An 11,679-nucleotide genomic window follows, 5' to 3' on the forward strand; every position below is an offset into this window, starting at 1 on the left:
GATTTACCCATGGTTGATTGACTTATACCTGTCATCTTTCAATTTACAGATGTGTTGGCTGCATCTTGAAATCTATTGGGTATCTGGTTGGGATGATGTTAATGTACCGTTGTAATTTTGTATAAGAATAGGTCTCTCCTACATGCAACAGCACTTCCATTTTGATGCCATTGTTATTGGCTCGGGTCCTGGCGGTGAAGGTGCCGCTATGGGGTTGGTCAAGCAAGGTGCCCGTGTTGCCGTAATTGAACGGTATAATAATGTGGGCGGTGGATGTACCCATTGGGGCACTATCCCTTCCAAAGCTTTGCGCCACGCCGTTAGCCGTATTATCGAATTCAACCAAAATCCACTCTACAGCGACAATGCCCGAACCATCAGTTCTTCTTTCGCTGATATTTTAAACCATGCTGATCGTGTTATTAATCAACAGACACGTATGCGCCAGGGTTTTTACGATCGCAATCACTGCCATATGTTTTCAGGCGATGCCAGCTTTATTGATGCCAATACTATCAACGTGCGTTATGCCGATGGCACCAACGATACACTACGCGCTGATAACATTGTGATTGCTACAGGTTCACGCCCCTACCGCCCGGCGAATGTTGATTTTAGCCATGAACGGATTTACGACAGCGATACCATTTTACAGCTCAGCCATGAACCTCAGCACGTCATTATCTATGGCGCAGGGGTTATTGGTTGTGAATATGCTTCAATCTTCCGTGGTTTGAGCGTCAAAGTTGATTTAATCAATACCCGCGACCGCCTACTGGCCTTCCTTGATCAGGAAATGTCAGATGCCCTCTCTTACCACTTCTGGAATAACGGTGTCGTTATCCGCCACAACGAAGAGTTTGAGCAAATTGAGGGAACCCTTGATGGGGTTATTGTCCATCTGAAATCAGGTAAAAAGGTCAAAGCAGACTGCTTGTTGTATGCCAATGGTCGTACCGGTAATACCGGCGGTTTAGGGTTGGAAAACATTGGTCTGGAAGCCGATAGCCGTGGTCTGCTGAAGGTCAATAGCATGTACCAGACAGCGCTGCCACATGTGTATGCGGTGGGTGATGTGATTGGTTACCCGAGTCTGGCCTCTGCGGCCTATGATCAGGGGCGTATCGCGGCACAAGCAATGATCAAAGGCGAAGCCAACGTTCATTTGATCGAGGATATTCCGACGGGTATTTACACTATCCCGGAAATCAGTTCGGTTGGGAAAACCGAGCAAGATTTGACCGCGATGAAAGTGCCCTACGAGGTCGGCCGGGCGCAATTTAAACATCTGGCGCGCGCGCAAATCGTCGGGATGGATACCGGTAGCTTAAAAATCCTGTTCCATCGGGAAACCAAGCAGATCTTGGGTATTCATTGCTTTGGCGAACGTGCAGCGGAAATTATCCACATCGGGCAGGCGATTATGGAACAGAAAGGAGAAGGCAATACTATCGAATATTTCGTTAATACGACCTTCAACTATCCGACGATGGCTGAAGCCTATCGTGTGGCAGCCCTGAACGGTTTAAACCGCCTGTTCTAGCTTTTCCTTTATAACATCTGGATTCATACGCGGTTGCATGTGTTCACGTATCGCCTCGGCCAGTTGCTCATAGCGGCCACGCAGTGGGGAACCGGGGCGGTACACCAACGCGATAGTGCGTTTAGGCACAGGCTTGTAGCACTCCAGATAGCATACGCCATCACGCTTGCGCTCATTCGGTACCGCCAGCGACGGCAGCAAAGTAATGCCGCTCCCCGCAGCCACCATATTACGCAGAGTTTCCAAACTGGTGGCGCGGAAATGGGTATCTTCCTCTGCACCGGCCTGGAAACAGAAGCCCATCGCCTGATCGCGCAGGCAGTGGCCATCTTCCAACATCAATAATTTCTCACCCGCCAGCTCATGCATTTGCACTCTGTCACGATCGGCCCATGGATGATCGGCATAAATAGCCAGGCTCATCGGTTCATCAAATAGCGGAACTTCGATAAAAGCTTCGGTCTCTTTGACCAGTGCCAGAATGGCACAGTCCAGCTTGCCACTGTCCAACTGAGCCAGAAGATTCTGGGTTTGTGCTTCATGCAGATACATTTCCAGTTTCGGAAATGCCTTATGCAACATGGGAATGATTTGCGGCAACAAATAAGGCCCGACCGTAGGTATCAGGCCGATATGCAGTGGACCGGACATGCTTTCGCCCTGCAAGCTGGCCATCTCTTTCAGTACCTTTACTTCTCGCAATATAGTTCTGGCTTGTTCCACTAGCAACAGCCCAGCCTGCGTAAACAAGACCTTACGGCTAGTGCGCTCCAGCAACATCACGCCCAACTCATCTTCCAGCTTACGAATCTGACCACTTAATGTGGGTTGGCTGACATGGCAAGAGTCGGCGGCACGCCGGAAATGCCTGAATTCAGCCAGCGCCACCAAGTATTCTAAATCACGAATATTCATCTGTGCTCCGCTTTATGATAGCCATTGACGATAGATAAGATAGCAACCAGTGATTAGATCTATCAAGCGATAAAATGAATAATGTGCCCCAACGAAAAGATATTCATAAAAATTTAAATATTTTATTTTTTAATTAAGGAGTTACAGATGTTTACTAGCCAAGAAGGTAAAAAAATCCCACAAGTAACTTTCCATACTCGTCAGGGGGACCAGTGGGTTGATGTAACCACCGACGATTTGTTCAGCAATAAAACAGTGATTGTATTTTCACTACCGGGTGCATTTACCCCGACTTGTTCTTCCAGCCATCTGCCACGCTATAACGAACTGGCAGGTGTGTTTAAACAGCACGGTGTTGATAGCATTCTGTGCGTATCAGTCAACGATACCTTCGTGATGAATGCCTGGAAAGCTGATCAGCATGCTGAAAATATTACTTTCGTTCCAGATGGTAACGGCGAATTCACCAAGGGCATGAATATGCTGGTTGAGAAAGCTGATCTGGGCTTCGGTCCACGTTCATGGCGTTACTCCATGCTGGTGCGTAACGGTGTGGTTGAGAAAATGTTTGTGGAGCCAAATAAGCCGGGTGACCCGTTTGAAGTGTCCGATGCCGATACCATGCTGAAATATCTGGCACCCGACTTTAAAGTACAGGAGTCGGTATCTGTCTTTACCAAACCGGGCTGCCCATTCTGTGCTAAAGCGAAACAAATGCTGCAAGAACGCGGGATTCAGTATGAAGAGATCGTGCTGGGTAAAGATGCGACAACCGTCAGCTTACGTGCTGTCACTGGTCGTGGAACTGTGCCACAAGTATTTATTGGTGGCCGTCATATTGGTGGCAGTGATGATTTGGAAAATTACTTATCTGCTTAATAATATTAATAGAATGAAGATAATGTGAATACCCAAAGTCATTGGAGTTACAGGTAGGCGGCAAGTGAACTCATCCCGATGAGCTTACTTATTTTTAAGGTCAAGACCAGTAAGTGATTCGGGTGACAAATGTAGCCAGCAACCCTGTAGCTTCAAATACAACGGGTATACTTGGTAGGCTTCGGCCTACCCTTTTTATGTTAGGAGCAGACATGAAAACCTTAAACGTTGATGTCGCCGTAATTGGCGGCGGCACTGCCGGACTTGGCGCTTATCGCGCTGCCAAACTGTCAACCCCAAGTGTGGTGATGATTGAAGGTGGCGAATACGGTACCACCTGTGCACGCGTTGGTTGCATGCCATCCAAACTGCTGATTGCAGCGGCCGAAGCCGTACATCATATTGAAAAAGCGCCTAAATTTGGTATTCACCCGCAAGGCGATATTCTGATTAATGGCCGTGAAGTGATGAGTCGTGTTAAACGTGAGCGCGACCGGTTTGTTGGTTTTGTGCTGGAGGGTGTAGATAACATTCCAGCCGCGGACAAAATTCAAGGCTATGCCCGTTTCATTGATGATAATACGCTACAAGTTGATGATCATACGTGTATTGTTGCACAGCGTATCGTGATTGCGACTGGCTCCCGCCCAACCTGGCCCACAGCCTGGGATGAGCTGGGTGACCGACTGATAGTTAATGATGATGTGTTTAGCTGGGATGACCTACCCGAATCTGTTGCGGTATTCGGACCTGGTGTTATTGGTCTGGAACTCGGTCAGGCACTGCACCGGCTGGGCGTTCAAGTAAAAATGTTCGGTGTCGGTGGTGGTGTTGGCCCACTGACTGACAGCATTGTACGTAATTACGCCGCGAAAACCTTGGGTGAAGAGTTCTATCTTGACCCAGACGTGAAAGTGGAAGTCATGCAGCGTGAGGGGGATAAAGTCTTTATCCGCTATCTGGATAAAACCGGTAAACCACAAGAGATCATGGTTGATTACGTGTTAGCTGCCACTGGTCGTCGCCCTAATGTGGATAAACTGGGTCTGGAAAATACGTCCCTCATTTTGGACGAACGAGGAGTTCCGCAAGCTGATCGACTTACCCTGCAAACCAGCGTGCCACATATCTTTATCGCCGGTGATGCCAGTAACCAATTACCATTACTGCATGAGGCTAGCGATCAAGCCCGTATCGCCGGAGTGAATGCAGGTGGATTCCCTGAAGTGGTTCCCGGCTTACGTCGCAGCCCTATCTCGGTTGTTTTCTCTGACCCACAAATTGCGATGGTAGGCTCAACCTTCCGTGAATTATCACAAAAATTCAGTGCATGTGGTTGTTTTGAAATCGGTGAAGTCTCTTTTGAAAATCAGGGGCGCTCGCGTGTCATGCTGAAAAACAAAGGTATTTTGCGCGTTTATGGCGAACAGGGAACCGGCCGTTTCCTCGGCGCCGAGATGATGGGGCCGAGTGCCGAACATATCGCACATCTATTAGCTTGGGCACATCAACAACAGATGACCATCAATCAAATGCTGGATATGCCATTTTATCACCCAGTCATTGAAGAAGGCTTGCGTACTGCGCTGCGTGATTTACAGTCCAAGTTAAGGTTGGGTACCGATGAGGCTGAACGCTGCCTGCGCTGCCCAGGTGACTAATTTAACTCGCTGAAGGTTTTTGTTTTCCCACACCGGGCTTTATGCCCGGTTTTTTTATTCCTTATTTTGCGCACTGCTTCCATGAATTGAATCATCCCACTTGGCATCTGAAGCCGTAATGCCCACTGTTTGTTCAATTCTAGTCGTTTTAAAACGGCACTAGTGGGTCTATCACTATTGATTTGATACCACTAATGATACTAAAATGGAGGTGCTATGAAAGACATGGACAGTCGGGTTGCTCAGATTAAAGCTAACCCCGCTGGGGTTAAATTCCGCGAACTCGTCAAAATCTGTAATTTTTACTTTGGCTTTCCCAGGCATTACTCCAGTAGCCATCATGTCTATGGTACTCCCTGGCAAGGAGACCCTCGGATCAACATTCAAAAGGACAGCAGCGGAATGGCCAAATTTTATCAGGTAAAACAGGTGATCGCTGCATTGGCTAAACTCGAGGAAATGGATAATGGTTAACATCGAACACTATACGTATCGGATTACTTGGTCGGCAGAAGATAATGAGTTTGTTGGTTTGTGTGCGGAATTCCCTGGCTTGTCATGGCTTGCAAAAGAGCGCTTCGAAGCCTTGGCAGGTATCACTGCGTTGGTTGCCGATATTCTGCGCGACATGCAGACTAATGGTGAAATACCACCACAACCCTTGGCAGAAAAGCATTATAGCGGGAAACTGGTTCTTCGCTTACCACCGGAACAGCACCGGCGTCTGGCAATTAATGCCTCGGAGGAAGGGATTAGTCTAAACCGCTATCTGTGCGCTCGGTTGGCTGTCTGAATAAGACTAAACAGGGAGAAGTTTATCCCCTGTTTAGCCAAACTACTCGCCTTATAGATTGTCGTGCTCGTTACCGCTATTACTCGCGTGTATTTTTTAAATCAAAACCAATGGGCAGAGCTAATGTTATTTGCCCATGCAATAACAACTCGCCAGGTGGTTTAGGTAATGGCTGAGCACGTTTAATAAGTGCTAATGCTTCATGATCTAAAATAGCTGCCCCACTGCTTTTTATAAGCTGTGCAGATAGAACATGCCCATCTTTATTCAACACAAAACGGATAATGGCGATGCCTTGTTGTCGCTGTTTTCTGGCACTGGGGGGATAACGTTTAAACCCCATCAGATGTCCTTGTAAGCGACTTCGCCAACTCATTTTAATCTGTTGTTTATACAAGGAATCACTATTCGCTGCGGCAGCAGTTTGATGACTCTCGCCAGATAACGTGGTGCTGGTTGTTGCTGCTGGCGGAGATGATTTATTATTGTTCTCTGGTGTTTCTTCAATGACGGGTTTGCGCGATTTTATTACTGGTTGTTGTGACCGTTTTATTTTAGCTGGCTCTTTTTTAGCGATTCCCAACTCTTTCTCAACTAGCAGTACAGCATTGGGTTGTTCAGGCACTGTCAGCAAATTATTCACTTCTTCTGGTTGAGCCTCCCGTTGCTCAACCTGCGGTTCGTTAAAGATCTGCTGCATACCCACCACCGGGTTTTGCTCTAAATTTTGGCTAAACTGCGTTTCTGTCGACCAAGTGAGCATCACTGCTACTGGGGAGTCATCGGGATGTTTAACAAGTACAGATTCGGTACTCAGCAACCAGAGCAGGTACATATGGGTGCTGCTGGCAAACATGGCACTCCCCCACCAAAGAAGAGTGCGGGTATTATTTTTTCTTATCATCATGAATTAAATCGCCATATTCCTTTATCTTCCATGAGTTACCAACAGTGATTCGCCAAAAGCGTTATTCTTCAGCAAATGCTACATGCAGGCGATCCGCTAACGGTTTAAACAGATAATTGAGTAATGATCTTTCCCCGGTTCGGATAAAGACATCAACAGACATACCTGGCCGGATGGCCAACTCGGTTTGAGACATATCAATAGCGACGGTTAAAGGGTAATAAGGCTGTGAGGTTTGCGGATGCTGTATACGGTCGGCCCCAACATGTAATACAGAACCGTATAATTTAGGGGTATTACTCTGATTAAAAGCAGAAAAATTGAGATCAACGGGTAAGCCTGCTCTGGCTTTATCAATTAACTCTACTGGTAACTGGGCTTCAACTAATAATGGTTGCCCACTGGGGACCAGTTCCATTAATGTTTGCCCGCTACTCACCACGCCTCCCACCGTATGCTGAGCCAGGGCAATAACCGCACCACTGACTGGGGCATATATCCGGGTATTATCCAACTCATATTCTGCTATGCTCAAACGCTGCTTCAAGTCTTGGGTATTTTGCTGCGCTTTCGCTAATTGCTCACGATTCTCACTTTGATACTGTTCACGCCGTTGTGAAATATGCTGTTCGGTTTCATCAATTAGTTTATGAGCCTCTTCAATATCACTGGTATCCTGCTCTACCCGTGCATGGAGTGATATCGCCTGACGCTCCATATCCAGTAACTGATTGTTGGCAACATGACCATTTTTCGCCAACAGTTGAACACCTTGTAATTGCCGCTGGAATAAGTCCGATTGGCGCTGATTATTACGCCGCATCACCTGCAAACCATTCAACCGGTCTTGATGACGCGTAATTTGTGCGGATAAGCGAGCAATCTCACTCAATTGAGCCTGGCGACGATGATGAAAAAGTTGTTGCTGCAAGACAATATTACGTTCAACCAGCGGTTGGGTTGGATGCAGGAGTAATGTTTCGGGAAAAATAATTTCACTCACACCATCCTGCTCAGCGGTTAAGCGAGCCTCCTGCGCCAAAGCACTTAAGTACTGATTTTTCAGGCTATCCCGCTGACTACGAATCACTGAATCATCCATGGTGATGAGTAATTGCCCTATGGTTACCTCTTCCCCTTCAGCAATATGTAACTGTTGGATACGCCCCCCTTGCAGGGGCTGGATAACTTTGCGATTTTCAGCAACCACAACCTGGCCAATAACCGCAATCCCTTTATCCAGTGGTGCCAGCGCAGCCCAAAGTAAAAAACCAATAAAACCACCGACAACCAGTAACCCACCAAGATTTAGATAGTAGCCACTATTTATCTGTGGCCGTAATCGGTTTTGCTGCTGATGGTTTTCATCAGTAACTGGAAAACGGCTTGATTCAGGTAGCATTGTTTTATCTCCCTCCGTGGTGTTTATTTTTGTGATGCGGTGCGAATGGGAGCTACGTCATATGACACCCCACTACCCCAGCCATTACGCGTGTTAAATGCTTTGGTCTCAGGTTCAACTGCTGCTTTATCTTTTATTTTCAATATGCTCTGAGTACGATCAAACAGCTCTATTTGCCCACTTTTTAAAAACAATAAGTAATCACTACCCGATAACAGTTCTGGTTTATGGGTGACCATCACAATCGTGCTGCCCTGCTGTTTTAGCTGGCAAATGCCAGCTAATAAGGCTTTTTCACCTTCTTTGTCCAAACTGGCATTTGGCTCATCTAATACGATAAGCCTTGGTATCCCATACACAGCCCGCGCCAAGGCAATTCGCTGCCGCTGGCCGCCGGATAACCCTTCGCCTTCGTCTCCTAGCTGAGAGTCATAGCCTTGCGGCAGATGCAGAATCAAGTCATGCACATCGGCTAATTGTGCGGCAGCAATAACTTTTGCATTATCAATCGGGCCAAAACGCGCAATGTTTTCAGCAATTGAACCGCGAAATAGCTGAATATCTTGGGGTAGATAACCAATAAAGGCCCCTAAATGGCTTTTATCCCACTGAGAAATGTCTGCACTGTCTAGACGAACCGAGCCACTGAATGCAGATTGGCTTGCGACCAACAACTTCGCCAGAGTGGATTTACCACTGCCTGACGGCCCCAAAATGCCAAGCACATCGCCGGGTTGCAGTTCAAAGTTGATAGATTGCAATACCGGAATATGTGTTCCCGGTTTGCAAACTGTAAGTTGTGTGACGCTTAATTTGCCCTGTGGAGGCGGCAAAATCATACCGGTAGCGGGTTGAGGTTGTTGCGCCAACAGATAAGAGAGACGTTGGTAGGCCAGTCGCGTGTGACTCCACTGTTTCCAAACCGCAATCAGTTGATCAATTGGCCCTAACACCCGACCGACCAAGATAGAGCCAGCAATCATCACACCTGCGGTAATAGCACCATCGATTACCAACAACGCGCCTAGCCCCAACATCATAGATTGCAACGCCTGACGGCTAGATTTGGATAAAGCCGTCACGCGGCTGCTTTTATCGCTGGCAACATTTTGCTGATAGAGAAATTGAGAGTGTTGCCTCAGCCAGCGTTCACGTAAGGCTTTTAACATCCCCATTGCTTGGATGGCATCTGCATTGCGCAAATTCGCATTAGCATGCTGTGTTGCTTGTGCCGTGATTATTGAGGCTTCTTTTAGCGGCTTTTTACATATCCAATGATTGAGCCAAGCCAAAAATATCAATATACAAGCGCCGGCGGCTGCCAGCGCCCCCAGCCAAGGGTGGAGGAGAAAAATCACCAGCAAATACAACGGGAACCACGGCGCATCAAAAAAGGCAAACAAAGCACTGCCCGTCGCGAACTGGCGCAGAGAAGTTAAATCATTCAATGCCTGAGCCGCAGGTGTTTTATCGCCCATAAGTTGGGAAGCAAAAGCAGCATTAAAGACTCGTTGATTAAGCTGCATATCAATACGTGTGCCCAGCCGAATAACTACCGCACTGCGAATCCATTCTAATAGTCCAATAAAGGCAAATATGCTCAATACTAGAATCGTCAGCATTAATAGCGTCATGGTATTCGCTGAAGCAAGAACACGATCATAAACTTGTAGCATGTAGATTGCGGGTGCCAACATCAGCAGATTGATTACAGCAGTAAATAGTCCTATACCCCAGAGACTTTTTTTATGATGGGCCAGAGCTGAGAGGATCGTTGGCGATGCCGACGAAGAGCTAGCGTTTTTGCTTGATTCCATGGCATCCATTTCCATACAGAATGTATATTCTTCGTAATAATTCCTGCGACTGATATTAAATTAAAGTAATATATATTTATCAGAACAGATTGATATTAAAAAGAAAGTCATTTTCAGAAAAGCAACAAAATGAACTACCGCCTATATAGTAATAAAAAGTAAATTATAGAATATGGTGGTAGTATTATTTCCCTAGCCAGAAAGTCATTTGTCGATTGTCTTTATCACGCTGCTAATAATATGTCACTCCCATCAGTTACACCCACAGTGTCAATGACCGGCGTATCAGCTATAGCGTTAAACTGAGTAGCGATCGCCATATCGGTGAGTGGTGTGTTTACATCAATACCTTGGGCTTTTAGGAGTTCCAGCATAGGGGTAGCATTACCTCTCAATAAATTGTATATGCCTTCATCTTCACCTCCTTGGTAAGGTTTTCCTGGCTCTGCATGCATCGTTCTGGACAATGAGCATACCGAATAATAAAAATCACCGTCAATACTTAAACCATCTAGTCTCAACTGCACTTGATCAAGCTGCTTAGGGGTATTACCGGTATTAGAGGCGTTATCTGCATTAGGAATAAATGAATTACCAAATTCTAAGGATTGGATATAATTCCCCCGTTCCATGAAGCCATTATCGCCCAATAGAGTGCCACCAACAATTAGCGCAGCTGGCCCATCAGGGTTTTGAAACTCAGCCAGAGCGATTCTATTATTATTCATATCTGTGCTGTCGGAAAAAGTATAGTTGTCATGAATATTGGATATATTAACTAAATCACCATACGCCGTAGCCCACTGGTGAGCATAGGAGGAAATAGTTTCATATTTAATTGATTCATTGTATTTTAGAGTTACTGTCATAATGATATCCTTTTATTTTTAAAAATACCTTATCATTGAAATATATTTACCACTGAGTAAATCATTTAATCCACTTAAATAATTTTAAAGTTAATATACAACACCAACTTTGTTAAATGTTAAGCGGCTAATAATAGCTCACTGCTATCGGCCACGGTGTCAATGACTGGCATATCAACAATAACGTCAAACTGACTGGCAAGCGCCAAATCTTTGAGTGGTGTATTTATATCTACACCTTGGGATTCGAGGATTTTTAGTATGGAAGCGTTATTACCCCTCAGCAGGCCATAGACACCAAGATCCATATCACTTGGATAGCTATTATCTCTATACATTGCATAAAGGGTCTCTAAAATAGAGATATCAATATCATCTGAGATATCTAATCCGCTGAATTTCAGTTGCACTTGCTGGAGTTGAAGGTGATGAAACTGAGGATCCTCCAAGTTAATATCAGGAATAGGAATTAAATTCGCACCAAATTGCAGACTTTCGTTTTCACCGGGGATTATAGGAGACACTTCGGATAACTTCACTCCGTGAGCTTCCTTAACCGCCGCCGCATGCACTCCCTTAGACTCTATCACTATTGCGGCTTTACTTTGAGGGGAGCTACTTTGAATCGCGAATTTGACACCAACGGTGGGCGGATTTGGGCCAGCCGAGTAAATACCATATCCTCTTTCACTCGACTCCAAAGCTATATCACCAAAATCATTGGCCCACCAGTAGGTATAAGAAGAAATAGTTTCATTTTTAAATTCTTCATGGTACTTAATAGTCACAGTCATATTAAAATCCTTTTAATTAAAAATATAACTCATCATTAAGTTATATTGATCTATGGATAAATTAATTCATCTAATTCATCTACAAATATGAATATTATA

11 protein-coding genes are annotated in these 11,679 nt (G+C 45.6%); 5 read left to right on the forward strand and 6 right to left on the reverse strand.

The annotated features are described in order from the left end of the window. Positions 1-142 precede the first annotated feature (142 nt). A complete protein-coding gene (gene sthA, locus V1956_RS01375) occupies positions 143-1,543 on the forward strand; it encodes a Si-specific NAD(P)(+) transhydrogenase (RefSeq protein WP_083161820.1) in 1,401 nt (466 codons plus the stop codon). Here sthA and oxyR read toward each other — a convergent pair. Further along, entirely contained in the window at positions 1,526-2,458 is a 933-nt protein-coding gene (gene oxyR / locus V1956_RS01380) for a DNA-binding transcriptional regulator OxyR (protein WP_083161818.1), read from the reverse strand. The genes sthA and oxyR overlap by 18 nt on opposite strands. Before the next feature lie 147 nt (positions 2,459-2,605). Between oxyR and V1956_RS01385 the strand changes: the two genes are divergently transcribed. The 4 genes from V1956_RS01385 (at position 2,606) to V1956_RS01400 (ending at position 5,791) form a co-directional block, all read left to right on the forward strand. After that, entirely contained in the window at positions 2,606-3,337 is a 732-nt protein-coding gene (locus tag V1956_RS01385) for a glutathione peroxidase (RefSeq protein ID WP_372560104.1), read from the forward strand. A gap of 212 nt (positions 3,338-3,549) precedes the next feature. After that, positions 3,550-4,998, forward strand: coding sequence for a dihydrolipoyl dehydrogenase (locus V1956_RS01390; RefSeq protein ID WP_442824739.1), 1,449 nt, complete (start codon positions 3,550-3,552; stop codon positions 4,996-4,998). A 216-nt stretch (positions 4,999-5,214) separates the two neighbouring features. After that, entirely contained in the window at positions 5,215-5,472 is a 258-nt protein-coding gene (locus tag V1956_RS01395; RefSeq protein ID WP_083161812.1) for a toxin HicA, read from the forward strand. Continuing rightward, positions 5,465-5,791 (forward strand): type II toxin-antitoxin system HicB family antitoxin, encoded by a 327-nt coding sequence (locus V1956_RS01400; RefSeq protein WP_372560106.1) that lies wholly within the window; start codon positions 5,465-5,467, stop codon positions 5,789-5,791. The genes V1956_RS01395 and V1956_RS01400 overlap by 8 nt, the downstream gene beginning before the upstream one ends. Positions 5,792-5,870: 79 nt before the next feature. Here the strand turns inward: V1956_RS01400 and V1956_RS01405 are convergent, their stop codons facing one another. The 5 genes from V1956_RS01405 to V1956_RS01425 form a co-directional block, all read right to left on the reverse strand. Continuing rightward, the gene (locus tag V1956_RS01405; protein ID WP_442824740.1) at positions 5,871-6,698 is read right to left on the reverse strand and encodes an energy transducer TonB; all 828 of its coding nucleotides are present in this window, start codon (positions 6,696-6,698) and stop codon (positions 5,871-5,873) included. Positions 6,699-6,759: 61 nt separating this feature from the next. After that, positions 6,760-8,100 (reverse strand): HlyD family type I secretion periplasmic adaptor subunit, encoded by a 1,341-nt coding sequence (locus V1956_RS01410; protein WP_420071779.1) that lies wholly within the window; start codon positions 8,098-8,100, stop codon positions 6,760-6,762. Positions 8,101-8,123: 23 nt separating this feature from the next. Then, the gene (locus V1956_RS01415; protein ID WP_372560109.1) at positions 8,124-9,917 is read right to left on the reverse strand and encodes a type I secretion system permease/ATPase; all 1,794 of its coding nucleotides are present in this window, start codon (positions 9,915-9,917) and stop codon (positions 8,124-8,126) included. Positions 9,918-10,141: 224 nt separating this feature from the next. Next, positions 10,142-10,786, reverse strand: a complete 645-nt coding sequence (locus V1956_RS01420) for a heme acquisition protein HasA (RefSeq protein WP_372560110.1) — start codon at positions 10,784-10,786, stop codon at positions 10,142-10,144. A gap of 119 nt (positions 10,787-10,905) precedes the next feature. Beyond that, positions 10,906-11,580, reverse strand: coding sequence for a heme acquisition protein HasA (locus V1956_RS01425; RefSeq protein ID WP_420075601.1), 675 nt, complete (start codon positions 11,578-11,580; stop codon positions 10,906-10,908). Positions 11,581-11,679 lie beyond the last annotated feature (99 nt).

It is taken from the genome of Yersinia sp. 2540 StPb PI (assembly GCF_052217165.1).
Lineage (GTDB): Bacteria > Pseudomonadota > Gammaproteobacteria > Enterobacterales > Enterobacteriaceae > Yersinia > Yersinia enterocolitica_E.

What these genes read in the sequence shown, in the direction of transcription:
- sthA (WP_083161820.1), top strand. Translation starts at nt 143, where the DNA reads ATGCAACAGCACTTCCATTTTGATGCCATTGTTATTGGCTCGGGTCCT.
- oxyR (WP_083161818.1), bottom strand. Translation starts at nt 2,458, where the DNA reads ATGAATATTCGTGATTTAGAATACTTGGTGGCGCTGGCTGAATTCAGG.
- V1956_RS01385 (WP_372560104.1), top strand. Translation starts at nt 2,606, where the DNA reads ATGTTTACTAGCCAAGAAGGTAAAAAAATCCCACAAGTAACTTTCCAT.
- V1956_RS01390 (WP_442824739.1), top strand. Translation starts at nt 3,550, where the DNA reads ATGAAAACCTTAAACGTTGATGTCGCCGTAATTGGCGGCGGCACTGCC.
- V1956_RS01395 (WP_083161812.1), top strand. Translation starts at nt 5,215, where the DNA reads ATGAAAGACATGGACAGTCGGGTTGCTCAGATTAAAGCTAACCCCGCT.
- V1956_RS01400 (WP_372560106.1), top strand. Translation starts at nt 5,465, where the DNA reads ATGGTTAACATCGAACACTATACGTATCGGATTACTTGGTCGGCAGAA.
- V1956_RS01405 (WP_442824740.1), bottom strand. Translation starts at nt 6,698, where the DNA reads ATGATGATAAGAAAAAATAATACCCGCACTCTTCTTTGGTGGGGGAGT.
- V1956_RS01410 (WP_420071779.1), bottom strand. Translation starts at nt 8,100, where the DNA reads ATGCTACCTGAATCAAGCCGTTTTCCAGTTACTGATGAAAACCATCAG.
- V1956_RS01415 (WP_372560109.1), bottom strand. Translation starts at nt 9,917, where the DNA reads ATGGAATCAAGCAAAAACGCTAGCTCTTCGTCGGCATCGCCAACGATC.
- V1956_RS01420 (WP_372560110.1), bottom strand. Translation starts at nt 10,786, where the DNA reads ATGACAGTAACTCTAAAATACAATGAATCAATTAAATATGAAACTATT.
- V1956_RS01425 (WP_420075601.1), bottom strand. Translation starts at nt 11,580, where the DNA reads ATGACTGTGACTATTAAGTACCATGAAGAATTTAAAAATGAAACTATT.